Below are 16,055 nucleotides of genomic sequence, written 5' to 3' on the forward strand. Positions count from 1 at the left end.
GGAGTATTCGCTTAGTGGGCCGGAAGCCGCTAACGCGGCCCCCGGCCCACATGACTCAATCGAGCATTCCCGTTTGACGCAGAACGCTTTCGACCCAGGCCACGTTCTCACCCTCGAGGGGCTTGACGGGGGTCGGCATGTCGTTCGTGTCGAAAACGCCCAAGAGTTTCAAAGCGGTCTTGAAAGCACCGATTCCAGCGCCGAAGCCCTGAACCCCGGAGACCTGGACGATCCGCATGAGATCGGCGAGACGATCCTGCTCTTGGCGGACCCTCTCCCAGTCCCCAGCCTGGAACGCATCCCACATGCGCACATACGCGTGCGGGTCGACGTTGCCCAGTCCGGGAACCGCCCCGTCAGCGCCACTCATGTAGGCGCCGTCGACGACGACCTCGTGGCCGGTGAGGAGCTGGAGCGGGTGGCCTGCTTCCTCGTTCGCGCGGGCCAACCAGCGGAAGGCCACATCATCGCCTGAGGAGTCCTTGACACCCGAGAGGACGCCCTGCGTGCCAAGGTCCATCAGGAGACGGTTGCTCAGCTTCGTGTGGACGCACACCGGAATGTCATAGGCCCACAGGGGCAGATCCGTTGCCTCGCGAAGAGTGCGGAAGTGCCGGTAGATCTCCGCCTCGCCCTGGAGGGCGTAGAAGGGGGCCGTCGCGACGACCGCGTCAACGCCGAAGGACTCGGCCTGACGGATGTGTTCGATGACCCGATCGGTTTCCGTGTCGATCACACCCGCGATGACGCGGATGCGTCCCTCGACGATCGACTGTGTCGCCTCGAGGATCTCCCCGCGACGCTGGGAGGTCGAGAAGACCACCTCACCGGAGGAGCCGAGGACGAAGAGGGCGTGGATGCCCGCATCGATCATCCGGTTGATGTGCCGTTTGAGGGAAACGGTGTCGAGCTTTCCATCCTTGTGGGGGATTGCAAGCGGCGGAACGACGCCGCGGATAGGGGCAGTCATCACTTTCCTTCGAGTGTCGGGTGCAGAAGCGAGGGCGCTGCACCGAGCAAGGTGCGGGTGTAGGGATCCTTCGGGTTCTCCAGGAGCTGGCGCGCGGGCCCTTCCTCGACGACGAGGCCCTTATTCATCACGGCGATGCGGTCCGAGATGTAGCGGACCGTTTGAATGTCGTGAGAGATGAAGACCATCGCGAGGTTGAGTTCGCGTTTGAGATCGGTCAGGAGGTTGAGGACCTGAGCTCGAACGGACACGTCGAGAGCCGAGGTCGGCTCGTCGGCGATGATCGCATCCGGGTTGAGCGAGAGGGCTCTGGCGATGGCGACGCGCTGACGCTGACCGCCGGAGAGCTGTCCGGGCAGAGTCTCGAGTGCTGAAGAGGGCAGGCCCACCATGGAGATGAGTTCCATGACGCGCTTTTGGCGTTCCTCTTCTGTTCCGATCTTGTGGACCCGCATCGGGTCGGCGAGTTGATCGCGCACGATCATGCGCGGGTTGAGCGCGGTCGCCGGGTCCTGGAAGACAACGGAGACGACGCGGCCGATCCTGCGTCGAGCCTGCGCAGTGCGCTTCGTGACCTCTTCGCCGTTGAAGTACACCTTCCCGGCAGTGGGGGCGACGAGGCCGCACATGACATTCGCAGTCGTCGACTTGCCACAGCCGGACTCGCCGACGAGGCCGAGGGTCTGGCCGCGAAGGACCGACAGGTTGATGCCGCGCACGGCGTGCACCTTATTGGGCTTGAACAGGGAACCCGTTCGTGACGTGAAAGAGACTTCAACGTCCTTGAGTTCAATGATCGGGGTTTCGGTGGCGTTCATCAGTTCTCCTCCCCTGCACTGCGTGACGCTTCATCGCCCTCGGGGCGCGGCGGGAGGGCCGCGTACACGTGACCGGGGCTGACCTCGGTAAGGACGGGTCGAATATCCAGGCCATAGTCCGGGTGCGAGGAGCGCGGCGCGAAACGATCGCCCTTGGGGAAATCGCGGGGCGAAGGCACGACGCCCGGGACCTGGTGGAGTCGACCAGAGCCGGCTTCAATGGAGAGAACAGCACCGAGCAGGCCTCGGGTGTACTCGTGGGTCGGGTGTTCGAGGAGCTCCGAGGTGGGGCCCTGTTCGACGACCTGGCCGGCGTACATGACGGTGATCGAGTGCGCGACTTCCGCGACGAGCGCAATGTCGTGGGACACGAAGATCATGGCGAAGCCGAGTTTCTCGCGCAGCTCGTTGAGGAGCTTGATGACCTGCTTCTGGACGGTGACGTCCAGGGCGGTGGTCGGCTCATCGGCGATGACGAGCTTCGGGTCGCGGGTCAGTGCCATGGCGATGAGGACGCGCTGGCGCTGACCGCCGGAGAGCTCGTGCGGGTAGGACTCCAGGGTGCGCTTGGGATCGAGGCCCACGAGTTCGAGGAGTTCTTCGGCCGAGCGGGTTCCGCCGCGGCTGGTGAGCTGCTTCATCTGAGTCTTGATGAGCATGGCGGGGTTGAGCGAGGACAGGGCGTCCTGGTAGATCATCGCCATTTCGTGGCCGAGGAGCTTTTGGCGCTCATCGGGTGACATGTCGAAGAGGTTCTTGCCCTGGTAGAGGATCTCGCCCGACAGGGTCGACTTCGGGCTGATGAGCCCCATGATCGACAGTGAGGTGATCGACTTGCCGCAGCCGGATTCGCCGACGAGGCCCATGGTCTCCCCGGGGCGAACCGAGAAGGACACGTGGTCGACGACATTGACGTCCCCGTGGTTGTCGAACTTGATGCACAGGTCCTTGACTTCGAGCAGCGGCGCCTCGGTCGAGGTCGATTCGAAGCGATCATCGCGTGCGGATTCGACCTTTTCGAGGGCGTCGAGTCTCGCCTGCAGCGACTCGGCCTGCTCTGCGTAGGCGCGGCGCGGGTCGAGGAGGAGACGGTCGGCCTCGCGCTGAGCTCCGGAGGAGACCTGAGCGACTGCGGGGCCCTTGGGGGCTGCGACCATGGCGTCGGTGATGCCCTCGGACAAGATGTTGAGGCACAGGACCGTGACCATGATGAAGACGCCTGGGAAGAAGGCGGTCCACCAGTAGCCGAGCATGACTGACAGGTTCGAGGATGCTTCGGAGAGGATATTGCCCCAGGTCGGGACGGTGGTCGCCTGCAGGCCCGAACCGATGAAGGTCAGGGATGCTTCGAGGATGATCGCGTCTGCGACGAGCACGGTGGCGAACACGAGGACCGGTGCGGCGGTGTTGCGCATGACGTGCTTGACGAGGATCCAGGGGGCGCGGGCGCCGGCGACGATGACTGCTCGCACGTAGTCCTCGCCGTAGGCCGCCATGACGTTCGCGCGAACGATTCGCGAGAGCTGGGGAATGTAGACGAAGGCTATGGAGCAGACGATCACGAAGACGAGGGCGGAGACGTTACCGGCCTTTTGGAGGGCGCGTCCGAAGACGAGGACGGAGACCGCGGCCATCGCGATGCCGGGGACGGCCATGACGATGTCGAGGATTCGCATGATGACTTCGGAGATGGACTTGCGCACGACTGCCGCGACCGAACCGATGATGGCGCCGAAGAAGAGGGCGATCAGGGTTGAGAAGAGGCCGATCATGAGCGAGAAGCGGCCGCCGTACAGGACGCGGCTCAAGATGTCGCGCCCGACGTGGTCGGTGCCGAAGAGGTGCTCGCCCGAGGGGGCGGTCCACTTGGTGAAGATCTCTTCGGGAGAGTAGGGCGCGATGAGGGGCGCCAGTACGGAGATGAGAACCATGAAGGCCAGGACACCCATGGCGAGCTTCGAGCCGAGCGACATGGCGCCGATCCGGCTGAAGCGCGCGCCCGGCTGGCTCACCTTCGCGAGTTTTTCTTTCTGAGTCATCATCACACCGACCTAATACGCGGATTAATGAGGAGGTAGAGCATGTCAACGATGATGTTGACGACGATGAAGGCGATCGCGACGACGAGGGCGCCTCCCTGCACGAGGGTCACCCAGTTTTCCTGGATTCCTTTGAGGAGTACTGCTTTGCCCATGCCGTCGATCGCGAAGATGATCTCGATGACGACTGCGCCGCCCATGAGGTAGCCGATGCGCAGACCGAGAACGGTGATCGGGGTGATGAGGGCGTTGCGCAAAACATTGCGTGCGACGACGATCCACTTGGGGATGCCTGCGCCCAGGGCCGTGCGCACATAGTCGCGGTCGAGTTCTTCGACCATGGAGGTTCGCACGACGCGCGTCATCTGTCCGACGACGGGCACTGCGAGGGCGATCGCGGGAAGGAGCATCCTGAGGAACCAGCCTCCCGGGTCTTCGCTGAAGGCGGGAAGCGCTCCGGAGACGGGGAGCTTACCGACGAAGCCGAGGACGAGGAGGGCGGCGAGCCAGAAGGAGGGGGTGCCGATCGAGACGACCGAGATGACGCGGATCACTTGGTCGGGCCAGCGGTCGCGGTAGATGGCGGCGAGAACTCCGAGGGGGAAGGCGAGGAGGATCGCGAAGAAGAGTCCGAGGAAGGTCAGCTGAAGGGTGACGGGCAGGGCCTGGGCGACGAGGTCTGAGACCTTGTTGGAGGTGCCGACACCGTAGGTGCCGAGGTCGCCGTGCAGCATTCCCAGGAGGTAGAGGCCGTATTGGACGAAGAAGGGCTTGTCGAGTCCGTGCTCGACTCGGTAGGCCTCGAGTGCTTCGGGGCTCGCTGTCTCACCGAGGGCCGAATAGGCCGGGTCGATCGGTGAGAGCGACATGATGAAGAAAACGAGGAAGGATACGCCGATGATCATGATGGGCAACGCGACCAAGCGGCGCCCGATTAATCTCAACAGATTATTCACTGCTCATACTCCTGTTTCGGCCATTTGGCATGCAAAAGGAGGGGCGGGTAGCGGGAGAGCACCCGCCCCTCCTCTTCAGATAGGGGCTGCCAAATGGCAGGCGGGACTGCTTACTTCAGTCCGACGCCAACGAGGTCGAGGCCGGTCGAGGCGATCGGCTTGAAGTTGGTGACCTTGTCGCCGTTGTACGCGGTGATCAGCTTGCGGTGGAACAGCGGGTAGGTGACGGCCTGCTCGGCGAGGAAGTCCTGGGCTTCTCCCCACTTGGCCTTGGCGGCATCGCCGTCAAGCTGAACGGCTTCGTTCATGATCTCCTGGAACTTGTTGAAGTTCTCCGGGTCAGCGTTCTTCCACTGCGAACGCTTGTTGGTCCACACGTTGTCGGCGTTCCACCAGCCCATGATGATGCCGGGGTCGGTGCCGAAGACCGAGGGGTCACCGGGGGCGAGGATGACATCGAAGGTGGGCGAGTCAACGTCGGCGACGTTCGAGTAGAGGTCGGAGGAGGCCATGGAGTTGACGGTGACCGTCAGACCGAGGGCTTCAAGATCAGCCTTGATCTGGGGGATGAGGTTCTGGATCCACGGGTGGTCGGTCGTCGTGAGGTTGATCTCGCTCAGGCCAGCGGCGGAGATGGCGGCCTTGGCGGCGTCAACGTTGTAGTCGAGCTGGGTCGTGGTCTTCTTGTACGAGGGGTTGGTGTTCGGCAGGAAGGATGTTGCAACCGTTGCCTGGCCTTCCATGGCGGAGTCGACAAGCTTCTGCTTGTCGATGGCCATGTGGATCGCCTGGCGCACCTTGGCATCGTTGAAGGGGGCCTTGGTGGTGTTGAACATGAGGAAGGGGTTGCCGTAGCCCTGAACGGACTCGACGGTCCAGCCGGTGGCCTTGATCTGGTCGGAGGCGGAGGCCGGGACGGCTTCCATCACATCAGTGGTGCCGTCGAGGGCGGCGGCCAGGCGTGCGGAGTCGTCCTTGAGGACGTGCCAGCGGATGCGCTCAACCGTCGCGGGGGCTTCGCCGTTGTAGTTCGGGTTGGGAACGGCGGTGACCTCGGTTGGGGTGATGTTCTCGTACATGTACGGGCCCGAACCTGTCGGCTTGGCCTTGAGGCTGTCGGCGTCCATCGAGGTCGGGACGATCTTCACGTTGGTGAAGCGTTCCTTGAGGCTCGCGAAGGGGTACTTCAGTTCGATGGTGACGGTCTTGTCGTCCTTGGCGGTGACCGACTCGACGAAGCCGAAGAATTGCTTGTAGATGGACTTGTCGTCGGTGGTGCGAGCGTAGGAGCTCACGACGTCCTCGGCGGTGACGGGGGTGCCGTCGGAGAACTTGGCGCCGTCGCGGAGGGTGACCTCGTAGACGGTGTCGGAGACCTTGACCGGGTCACCGGCGGCGAGGGCCGGGTACACCGAGTAGTCGGCCATGTGGAACTGGTAGAGGCCTTCGAGGACCTCCCAGTTGGTGCCCATGGCGAGCGCCGAGGTCGTGATCGGGCCGTAGTCGGTCGTTTCGTAGGCGGCGCCGACGTTGAGTTCACCCTTAGGGCCGGCCGCTGGGGCTTCGGACTGCGTCGTCTTCTCCGCAGAGCCGCCACAACCGGAAAGCACCAGGGTGGCTGTGGCCATGAGTGCCACGCCTGCAGCCATGTGCTTGCGCAAACGCATTGTTACTCCTCACCGTTGAGTAAAGACTCGAGCGGGACGCTCGAATCCGATAGAATGACCTTATGTTGTCTGACAACTCTTTGCAAGTGGGTTTGGCGAATCTGGCCGGCTCAAAAACGTTACAAAATGATAAAGACGCCTCGACCTCGTCCAATCGTTCAACGATGACGATGGATTCGATCAAGGCATACATTCTCGCGCATGGACTCACCCCCGGCTCTCCCCTGCCGACCGAGGCCGCGCTATGCGCCGAACTCGGAGTCTCTCGTTCCTCCGTACGCGAAGCAATGCGAAGGCTCGAAGCCCTCGACATCGTCCGTTCCCAACGAGGATCGGGCTCCTACGTCGGTGATATGTCCATGCGTCCCCTGGTCGAGACCCTCGTACTGCGCTCCGCCCTCGACGTCAAAGGAGGGACGAGCTCCTTATCCGAGGTGATCGCGATCCGCAAGGCCCTCGACCTGGGGATCGGCGCTGAACTCGTCGCCGCAATGAAGGGCACGAAGAACCCCGAACTCGAAAAACTCGTCACCTCGATGCGCGAACACGCCGAAGCCGGGGAAACCTACTACGACGACGACATCGCCTTCCACTCCACGCTCATCAAGCAGCTGCACAACACGATGCTCGAACAGCTCATTTCCGCAATGTGGCTCATCCACCAGACGGTGACCCCGAGCCTGCATCCGGCCGACCACGAGGCGATGCTGCTCACGGCCCGCGCACACGGCGACATCCTCCGGGCCTGCGAAGAAGGCGACCTCGAGGGCTATGCCGCCGCGGTCGAATTCCACTACGCCCCACTGAGCAAGCTCATCTCCGATTCGGAGTGATTCACCCGGAGGGTCCCGCCAAGGCTGGGCCCTCCGCCGCACTGCCTCCCCCCCTTCCTCTTCTATGCACGGCTCCCCTTCAGCGCAGGGGGAACGCGCTCCTGTTCAGCGCAGCGCGCATGCAACCCCGAGGAAGGGGCTCCTCACTGATCGGAGGCTGAGCTCACTGATCGACACTCAATACAAAAAATCCCCGAAGATTCCTCCTCGGGGACTTTTTTAAAAAACGCGACTCAGCGGGTCTCGCGGTGCGCCGTCGACTTGCGACAACGCGGGCAGAACTTCGCCAGTTCAAGACGATCCGGCGTATTGCGACGATTCTTCTTCGTGATGTAGTTGCGCTCCTTGCACTCCGAGCAGGCCAGAGTGATCTTGGGGCGAACATCCTGAGACTTGCTTGCCACGGTGTGTCCTCTTTTGCTGAATAGTGGTGTCGGCGCGCGACCTGTCATCTTGGTAGCGGGGGCGGGGCTCGAACCCGCGACCTCACGATTATGAGTCGTGCGCTCTGACCAGCTGAGCTACCCCGCCGCGGTGCGACCTTCGCCGCAACCAGAGCCCCGAAAGGGAATCGAACCCTTGACCTTCTCCTTACCATGGAGACGCTCTGCCGACTGAGCTATCGGGGCAACGCGGAAGAGCCTAACTCAGCGTTGACTGCTTTCGCAATCAGCCTTCCTGAGAAGGACCTCACACGCATTCCTGACCGAAGTCAGGACCGTGGCGGGAGAGGGATTCGAACCCCCGAAGCACGAAGCGTCTGATTTACAGTCAGATCCATTTGGCCGCTTTGGTATCCCGCCATGCTCCGCTTTCGCGGTGCCGTGAAAGAATAACAAGACAAGCGCATCGAACGCCAATCGCGCTCAAGTGCGACCGATCACCCTAGAATCTTGGGCAGGATCGCCCCGCAGACTCCACCGAAAAGAGGACACCATGGCTGATTCATCTTTCGACATCGTCTCCAAGCTGGACCGACAAGAGGTTGACAACGCCGTCAATCAGACCGCGAAGGAGATCGCGAACCGCTACGACTTCCGCGGAGTCGACGCCACGATCCGCCTGGCGGGTGACGCCATCGAGATGGAGGCCAATTCGGCCGATCGCGTCCTCGCGATCCTCGATGTCCTCCAGTCCAAGCTCATCCGCCGGGGTCTTTCACTCAAATGCCTCGACTACAAGGACCGCGAGCCCAAGCCCTCGGGCAAGATCTACAAGCTCGTCACTCCTCTTCGTGAGGGCATCGCCCAAGACATTGCGAAAAAGATCTCAAAGCTGATCCGCGAGGAAGGCCCCAAGGGTGTCAAAGCGCAGATCCAAGGCGATGAACTGCGCGTCTCCTCCAAGTCGCGCAACGACCTCCAAGCGGTCATCGCCCTGCTCAAAGGCCCTAAGGGTGACGAACTCGATGTCGCCCTCCAGTTCGTCAACTACCGCTGAGTCCTTCCCCCTGCAGGCGACGAGGCCGCGCTGCGCCCGCACTCCGCCATGAATGGCGGCCAAACACACGGGTAGGCCCCTAAGGCCGCTCGGCCATGAACGCGGGTGCAGCCGAGCACGACACAGGGGCTCTCACCAAGCTTTAGAGGCGGGGCCGGAGGGGAAACTCCCCCGGCCTCGCCTCTTATACCTTCTTGGCGCTCAGTAACCGGCCATCTTTTCGAGACGGGCAATGCGCTCATTCATCGGCGGGTGAGTCGAGAACAGATTGCGCAAGCCCCGGAAGGGGTTCGCGATCATCAGGGCCGACACATTCTGCACCTGCGGAGTCGGGGTGAGAGGCACCTGATCGGTCCCACTTTCCAGTTTGCGCAAAGCAGAGGCGAGGGCAAGAGGGTCACCACTGAGGCGAGCCCCGTCCTCGTCCGCGTCGAACTCCCTGGTGCGCGACAGCGAGAACTGGAGGATACTCGCAGCCAGAGGCGCCAGAAGAGCCATTGCGAGAGTCGCTAAGACACCGATCCCACCCCTGTCGTTATCGCGTCGTCCCCCGCCGAAGAACATGAGGAACTGAGCGATCGAGGTGATGAGCCCACCCAAGGCTGCGGCGACCGAAGAGGTGAGAATATCCCGGTTGTAGACGTGCATAAGCTCATGGCCGAGGACGGCGCGCAACTCGCGCTCGCCGAGGATCTGCAGGATACCCTCAGTGCAGCACACGGCCGCATGCTGGGGATCTCGACCTGTTGCGAAAGCGTTCGGCGTCCTCGTCGGCGCGATCCAGATGCTCGGCAGCGGCTGATTCGCTTTTTCTGCGAGCTCGTGGACCATCGCATAGAGCTGAGGATACTGCGCCTGCGATGCGGGGTAGGCGTTCATTGCACGCAGGGCCATTGTCGCCGAGTTCCAATAGGCGTAGCCGGTTTGGAACAGTCCGATCAGAGCGAAGATCCAGATCCAATAGGAGTGGCCGCTTCCACCGGCGATAAGAGCGCCAATCGCGAGGAGGAGGGCCCACATGCCCCCGAGGAGGACCGCGGTTTTCAAACCGTTGTGATAACTCCGCTCAGTCATATCCGAAGCATAGGTGCCACCCCTGGATATCACCTGGGAAGAGTCAGAACGAACGCCTGAGGTTCCCTGTTCAACGATCCTGTTCCAAAACTCGGCATCGCACTCAAAGGATGAGCGCGGGGGCGGGTGGCCTTGCGCCCCCGCCCCCGCGTTCGTCACCTCGCCCCTGAAATGGCCTTAGAAGCGCCGGCCCGGACCGGAGTAGTCCTCAAAGCGTTCAGGAGCGCTGGGCACGCCCATCTCCCCCATCTCACCGATAAGGTCCGCCCCAGCCTCACAGCCGCGAGAAATATCGGTCATCGCCCGACGAGACACGACCTTCACCCTTTCGCGCATCCCGCGTCCCTCAGGCAATTCGCCGTACTCTTCACCGAGTTGACGCTCGTAGGCGTCGAGGAGCTCCCACCCCTGCCAGGTCGTGTATTCGACGCCGCGCTCTTCGAGGAGGGCGACCATGGCCTCGTGGCCAACTTCCGAGGTCTTCGCGTGCAAACGCCCTTCATTCGCATCTTCAACGAGATGGGCGATGGTCTGCTGCGCATCGGACTTCGTCGAGCCAATCAATCCGACGGGGCCGCGTTTGATCCACCCCGTCGCGTAGATTCCCAGGAGGGCATCCTCAAGCGGCGAATCCGGGCTCGGCACGACGCGCCCCTCAATATTCGGCACGACGTGACGCTCCTCGTCGAAGGGCAGGCCCGGGATGGGCGAAGAAGCGTAGCCAACGGCGCGGTACACGGCCTCGACAGGCCAGGTCGTGATGAGCCCGGTGCCGCGCACCGAACCGTCTCCGGTGAGTTCAGTGCGTTCAGTGCGAAAAGCCTTCACGTGCCCCTTCTCGTCGGCGAGGATCTCCACGGGAGATTGGAAGAGGTGAATATGAATCCTGCGGGAGGCCGTATGCTCTTCCGAATCGACGGAGGCGTAATTCGTGAGGGTCTTGACGACCTGGCGCTGCTGGTTCGACTCGCGCAGGGTCTTCTCCGAGCCCTCGTCGAAGTCGAAGTCCTCTTCGTCGACGATGACGTCAACGTCCGGGACCTTCCCGAGCTCGCGCAATTCCAGGGGCGTGAACTTCACTTGGGCGGGGCCGCGGCGACCGAAAACGTGGACATCGGTGATCGGGTTCTCCGCCAGGCCCTCGGCGACGTTCTGGGGCACCTCTGTGGTCATCATGTCCTCGGCGTGCTTGGCGAGGACGCGCGCAACGTCGAGGGCCACATTGCCCACGCCCACGACCGCGACGGACTTCGCGCGAAGCGGCCAGGTCCTGGGGTAATCAGGGTTGCCGTCGTACCAGGACACGAAGTCGGCGGCCCCGTAGGACTCGGGCAGCTCAACGCCCGGAATGTCGAGGGGGGCATCGCGGTCGGCCCCGGTCGCGATAATAACGGCGTCGTAGTGGTCACGAAGATCCTCGATCGTAATGTCGCGGCCCACCTCGACATTGCCCAGGAGGCGAATGTCTCCACGCTGCAAGATCTTGTAGAGCGCCACAATGATCTGCTTGATGCGCGGATGATCGGGGGCGACGCCGTAGCGGACGAGGCCGTAGGGTGCGGGCAGGCGTTCGAAAAGGTCGATATTCACCTCAAGGCCCGACTTCGACAAAATGTCGGAAGCGTAGATGCCTGCGGGGCCCGCTCCGATGACGGCAACGTTGACAGCTGTCACGCTGTTTCTCCTCTCGATCCCCACCACTCGGGGGCTTGCACAATGCGGGACGCACCCGCGGTTGCTTCGATCCTAACGATCCTGCAGGCCCTGGTCGCTTTTCGTTGCCCGCCTCACTCCTTTCAGTCGCTCACAGGTCCCATAAGGCAGCGGCGCACAGGCCCATTGAGGCGAATGGGACACGGGTGGGGAAAGGAGGACACACTTGTCCCAAGCGCGGGGCATTGCCCGCTTCGCCTCCTTAAGGTGAGAAAAGGGGCCGCCCGCGCTCACGCAAACGGCCCCTCAACGCACATCACCCGCAAGTACACAACCCGACACCCATGAAGCGGGCCTTAATGACTCCCCTTTGGCCCAGCGCACTGCCGAGGGGACGCTGCCCCCATGTTCGCCGCCGCCCTCGTGCGCTTCATCCCCACGCACTGGCCAAGTGGGCGGAGCCCTTTAAGCCAGACGATCCACCATGAGGTGCGCAAAAGCGATGAGCGCTGTCTTCGCTTCCCCCTCAGGCAGGGGCTCAAGCGTCTTGATCGCGCGCATCGACCAATCCTTAGCCATCTGGCGGGTCTCTTCCAAAACCTCGTGGCGACGCAGAGCCGCAACAAGTTCAGCCAGAGCCTCATCCGAGGACAAGTCCGAATCCAGGGCTTCGAGGATGCGGCGCCCGTCCTCGTCGATCGTGCCCTGGGCGAGGCGGCGCTTGAGCAGCAGCACCGGGAGGGTGTCGACCCCTTCACGCAAATCAGTGCCCGGGGTCTTCCCGGAGGTATCGCCATTCGAAGCGAGGTCGATGACATCATCGGCGATCTGGAAGGCAACGCCAATGCGCTCGCCGAACTCGGACACGATCGCCGCGACTTCCTCGCCAGCACCCGAAAGCCACGCGCCGAAATGAGCTGCCGTGGCAACGAGGGACCCCGTCTTATCGGCGAGGACCTTGATGTAGAAGTCGACGCGGTCCTGCCCTTCTTCCGGTCCGAAAGTCTCATTCAACTGGCCGATGCACAGGCGCTCAAAAGTGCGCGCATGATGGGACACCATTTCCGGGCCGAGCGCGGCGATGAGCACCGAAGCGCGGGCGAAAAGCACATCCCCTGCGAGGATCGCCCGATTATTGCCCCACAGATGCTGGGCGGAGGGCACACCTCGACGGACGGACGCAGAATCCATGACATCGTCGTGGTACAGGGAGGCGAGGTGGGTGAGCTCAACCGCAGTCGCACCTGTGATGACCGCTTCGTCGAGAGCCCTCGCAGGGTCCCCGAGTTGGGCGCACACGAGGGTGAGGACGGGGCGAAGACGCTTACCGCCGGCGAGTGCGAGGTGGCTGGTGAGCTGATCCACGAGGTCGCGCGAGCCTGAAACGGCTTCGCGGAGGCGACGCTCGACGACCTCGAGCCCCGGCTGGATACGGGCCTCGAGGTCGGGAGCAGAAAGATTCGGCGCTGAAACGGTCACGGTAGCAGTATGACGACCTGGGAGAGGATCGACAAAACCGGTCCCGGAAATACGCCGAGCAGGATCGTCGCAGCTGCGGCGGCAAGGACCGTCAGGTAGGCCAAGCCCTCAGACTTCACGACACGAGCGCCAGGGCTCGCCTCAGTGAAGAACATCAAACGGACGAGGCGGAAATAGTAGAAGGCCGTGACCGCCGAGCAGGCGAGAGCGAATCCGACGAGCCAGCCGAACCCTCCCGCGAATGCATCAGAGAACACGAGGAACTTGCCGACAAAGCCCGCGCTGAGCGGAATGCCCGCGAAGGACAGGAGGAAGACCAGCATGGCCCCCGCCATGAGCGGGTTCTTCTTACCCAGGCCCGCCCAGCGTTGCAGAGCCGTCGCCTCAGGGCCGACAACACCTTCCTCATTCGTCGAACGCACAAGCGAGACGACGCCGAAAGCTCCGACGGTCGCGATGCCGTAGGCGATCACGTAGAAGAGCACATGTCCCGTTGACAGCTTCACCAAGGAGAAGACGCCAAGGAGGATGAAGCCCGCGTGAGCGATCGAGGAGAACGCGAGCATGCGCTTGACATCGCTTTGGACGATACCCGTGAAAGTACCGATGAGCATCGTCAGGAATGCGACACCCATGAGGACGGGCACGAGATCCCACTGGAGGATCGCTGCGACGACCTCGTAGAAGCGGAGCATCGCCGAGAAAGCCGCAACCTTGACCGCTGCGGCCATGAAACCGGTGACGGGGGTCGGGGCGCCCGTATACACATCCGGGGTCCAGGCGTGGAAGGGCGCGGCACCAACCTTGAACAGGAGGCCGAGCATCACGAGGAACACGCCGATGAGGACCAGCCAGTCCATGCTCGAATCGAGGGCGACCCTGTTCGCGAGCGTCGAGATCGTCAGCGAACCGGAGAAGCCGTAGAGGAAGGCCGAGCCCATGAGGAGGAAAGCTGAAGCGAAAGCACCCAAGATGAAGTACTTGAGGCCCGCCTCCTGGGAGAGCTGACGGCGCCTGCGTGCCGTCGCCGCCAGAATGTAGAGCGGAAGAGACATGACCTCAAGGGCCACGAAGAGCAGAACATACGAGTCCGCCGCCGGGAAGAGCATCATGCCACCCAGGGAGAAGAGGGTCAGCGGGAACATCTCCGAACGCTGATAGTTCTTCCGATCGGAGAGCTCTTCATCTGATGAGCCCGGACGATCCGAGGGCTGGCTCGCAAAAGCACCATCACCGATCTCGCTGCGGTCAGCCATCACGAGGATCGCGAGGAAAGCGATGAGGACAAGAATGAACTGTGCGGCAATGCTCAGCGGGTCCTCAATGTACTCCCCGAAAGAGGAAGGAGAGTCAAGGAGCGGCAGCCAGCGGGTCGCGAGGACCGCTCCGGCGGCGAGGGGCGTCAGGAGGGTGACGCCAATGACGAGGGAGCGGCGGTTCTTCGCAGGCGCGAAAGCTTCAACGAGGACGCCGAGGACCGCACCGCCGAACACGATGATGATCGGAACGAGTGACGCCCAGGGGATCTGCGGCGCAGCGAATTGGGCGGAAGCGAGGAGATTCACTTCGAGCTCCCTTCGAGGAGGGTCTGGGCCACGGCGCTGGGGGCATCGCCGAGAGCCGAATCGGAGGCGATCGGGGTGAGCGCTCCGACGAGCGGGGCCGAGTACATGCCCAGGACGAGCATCGCGACAATGAGGGGCGCCATGACCGATTTTTCACGCAGATCAAGATCGGGCAGCGCGTCTTTGCCCTTCACAGGCTCACCCGTGAAGACCCTCTGGTAGGGCATGAGGACGTACACGGCGGCGATGATCACACCGAGGACCGCGAAGCAGGCGAGTACGATACTCACCTTCCAGGTCCCCATGAGGACGAGGTACTCGGGAACGAAGCCCGACAAGCCCGGCAGTGCGATCGAGGCGAGACCGGAGGTGAGCCACAGGCCCGCAAGGTAGGGGGTGACGCGCTGCATTCCCCCGTATTCGCGCATATCCTGTGTGCCTCCGCGGCGGGCCAACCACCCTGAGAGGAGGAACATCGCGGCGATCGACACTCCGTGGGCGACCATGTAGAACATGGCGCCGACGAGCGCGATCTCGGATCCAATGAAGATGCCAAGAACCATGAAACCGAAGTGCGAGACCGAGGTGTAGGACACGAGGCGCATGATGTCGTCTTGGCCGTTGGCGGCCAGGCCGCCCCAGATGATCGACAGGACAGCGAGCGCGCAGAGCACCCACTTCGCCTGATCCGCCGCTTCGGGGAAAAGACGCAGGCACAGGGCGATCATCCCGAAAGTGCCGATCTTGTCGAGGACGCCGACGAGGAGGACGGAGGTTCCCGGACGTGACACGGCGGCCGTATCGGGCAGCCAGGTGTGGAGCGGAACCATCGGGGCCTTGATCGCGAAGGCGATCATGAAGCTGATGAAGGCACCCATCTGCACAGTGGTCGGCAGCATCGACGAAGCGGCGGCAAGCTGATCGAGACGGAAGAATGCTACGGAGTGCTGGGGGGCAAAAGCCCACAGGGCGATGATTCCGCCGAGCATGACGAGTCCGCCTGCAAGGGAGTAGAGGAGGAACTTCATCGCCGCTGCCCTGCGTGCTTGGGCCTCGCCCACTCCGTAGCGCCCGATCATGAAGAACAGGGGGATGAGCATCGCTTCGAAGGCGATGTAGAAGACGACGAGGTCGAAGGCCGCGAAGATCACGACCATGAACATCTCCAGGAAGAGGACGAGGGCCGCGTAGGCTCCAGCTTCCGCTTCGTTCTCGTCCTCGTTCCACCCGGCCAGGAGGACGAGGGGCACGAGGGCGACGGCGAGGAGGATCATCATGAGGCCGAGGGCGTTGACACCCAAGGACCATGTGACGCCCATCTGCGCGATCCAGGGGTGGGACTCGAGGAGCTGGTAGGAGCCCGATTGTGTCCAATCGAAGGAGAGGGCCGCGCCGATCGCGCTCGCCAGTTCAAGCAGTGATACGGCCAGGGCGAATCCCTTGCCGGCGGTCTTGCGCAGCCCCGGGATGACCGCGAGGAGCAGCACGCCCAGTGCGGGCAGGGCCACAAGGAGGGTCAGCCACGGGAAGGAGCTTGCCATGATGTTTTCCATGTTCGAAA

General features: G+C 62.8%; 13 protein-coding genes and 3 tRNA genes. 2 read left to right on the top strand and 14 right to left on the bottom strand.

The window, feature by feature from the left end:
• Positions 1-55: 55 nt before the first annotated feature.
• From FFA61_RS07160 to FFA61_RS07180, 5 genes are all read right to left on the bottom strand, one after another.
• Complete coding sequence (locus tag FFA61_RS07160; RefSeq protein ID WP_005963476.1) at positions 56-970, bottom strand: dihydrodipicolinate synthase family protein; 915 nt, start codon at positions 968-970, stop codon at positions 56-58.
• Positions 970-1,788, bottom strand: coding sequence for an ABC transporter ATP-binding protein (locus tag FFA61_RS07165; RefSeq protein ID WP_005963474.1), 819 nt, complete (start codon positions 1,786-1,788; stop codon positions 970-972). Before FFA61_RS07165 ends, FFA61_RS07160 begins: the two co-directional genes overlap by 1 nt.
• Positions 1,788-3,827, bottom strand: coding sequence for a dipeptide/oligopeptide/nickel ABC transporter permease/ATP-binding protein (locus tag FFA61_RS07170; RefSeq protein ID WP_040314068.1), 2,040 nt, complete (start codon positions 3,825-3,827; stop codon positions 1,788-1,790). Before FFA61_RS07170 ends, FFA61_RS07165 begins: the two co-directional genes overlap by 1 nt.
• A 2-nt stretch (positions 3,828-3,829) precedes the next feature.
• Positions 3,830-4,783 (bottom strand): ABC transporter permease, encoded by a 954-nt coding sequence (locus FFA61_RS07175; protein ID WP_005963470.1) that lies wholly within the window; start codon positions 4,781-4,783, stop codon positions 3,830-3,832.
• Positions 4,784-4,893: 110 nt separating this feature from the next.
• Complete coding sequence (locus FFA61_RS07180) at positions 4,894-6,450, bottom strand: ABC transporter substrate-binding protein (protein WP_005963468.1); 1,557 nt, start codon at positions 6,448-6,450, stop codon at positions 4,894-4,896.
• Between the two features lie 62 nt (positions 6,451-6,512).
• Here FFA61_RS07180 and FFA61_RS07185 point away from each other — a divergent pair, with 62 nt between their 5' ends.
• Positions 6,513-7,283: a FadR/GntR family transcriptional regulator gene (locus tag FFA61_RS07185; protein WP_005963466.1), complete on the top strand. Its 771-nt coding sequence runs from the start codon at positions 6,513-6,515 to the stop codon at positions 7,281-7,283.
• A gap of 233 nt (positions 7,284-7,516) precedes the next feature.
• Here FFA61_RS07185 and rpmG read toward each other — a convergent pair whose 3' ends face one another.
• From rpmG to FFA61_RS07205, 4 genes are all read right to left on the bottom strand, one after another.
• Complete coding sequence (gene rpmG, locus FFA61_RS07190) at positions 7,517-7,687, bottom strand: 50S ribosomal protein L33 (protein WP_005963462.1); 171 nt, start codon at positions 7,685-7,687, stop codon at positions 7,517-7,519.
• Positions 7,688-7,737: 50 nt separating this feature from the next.
• Positions 7,738-7,814: transfer RNA gene (locus FFA61_RS07195), tRNA-Met, on the bottom strand.
• A 25-nt stretch (positions 7,815-7,839) separates the two neighbouring features.
• A tRNA-Thr gene (locus FFA61_RS07200) sits at positions 7,840-7,912 on the bottom strand.
• A gap of 92 nt (positions 7,913-8,004) precedes the next feature.
• Positions 8,005-8,086, bottom strand: a tRNA-Tyr gene (locus tag FFA61_RS07205).
• A gap of 133 nt (positions 8,087-8,219) precedes the next feature.
• Here FFA61_RS07205 and FFA61_RS07210 point away from each other — a divergent pair.
• On the top strand, positions 8,220-8,723 hold the full coding sequence (locus FFA61_RS07210) for a YajQ family cyclic di-GMP-binding protein (RefSeq protein WP_005963460.1): 504 nt from the start codon (positions 8,220-8,222) through the stop codon (positions 8,721-8,723).
• Positions 8,724-8,924: 201 nt separating this feature from the next.
• Here FFA61_RS07210 and htpX read toward each other — a convergent pair whose 3' ends face one another.
• From htpX to FFA61_RS07235, 5 genes are all read right to left on the bottom strand, one after another.
• Entirely contained in the window at positions 8,925-9,797 is an 873-nt protein-coding gene (htpX, locus tag FFA61_RS07215; protein WP_005963458.1) for a zinc metalloprotease HtpX, read from the bottom strand.
• A 177-nt stretch (positions 9,798-9,974) separates the two neighbouring features.
• Complete coding sequence (locus FFA61_RS07220) at positions 9,975-11,471, bottom strand: FAD-dependent oxidoreductase (RefSeq protein WP_040313626.1); 1,497 nt, start codon at positions 11,469-11,471, stop codon at positions 9,975-9,977.
• Positions 11,472-11,915: 444 nt separating this feature from the next.
• Positions 11,916-12,929: a polyprenyl synthetase family protein gene (locus FFA61_RS07225; protein WP_005963452.1), complete on the bottom strand. Its 1,014-nt coding sequence runs from the start codon at positions 12,927-12,929 to the stop codon at positions 11,916-11,918.
• Complete coding sequence (gene nuoN / locus FFA61_RS07230) at positions 12,926-14,494, bottom strand: NADH-quinone oxidoreductase subunit NuoN (protein ID WP_005963450.1); 1,569 nt, start codon at positions 14,492-14,494, stop codon at positions 12,926-12,928. The genes FFA61_RS07225 and nuoN overlap by 4 nt, the downstream gene beginning before the upstream one ends.
• Complete coding sequence (locus FFA61_RS07235; RefSeq protein WP_423213310.1) at positions 14,491-16,047, bottom strand: complex I subunit 4 family protein; 1,557 nt, start codon at positions 16,045-16,047, stop codon at positions 14,491-14,493. The genes nuoN and FFA61_RS07235 overlap by 4 nt, the downstream gene beginning before the upstream one ends.
• Between the last annotated feature and the right edge of the window lie 8 nt (positions 16,048-16,055).

It is taken from the genome of Schaalia cardiffensis F0333 (genome assembly GCF_005886435.1).
GTDB lineage: Bacteria > Actinomycetota > Actinomycetes > Actinomycetales > Actinomycetaceae > Pauljensenia > Pauljensenia cardiffensis.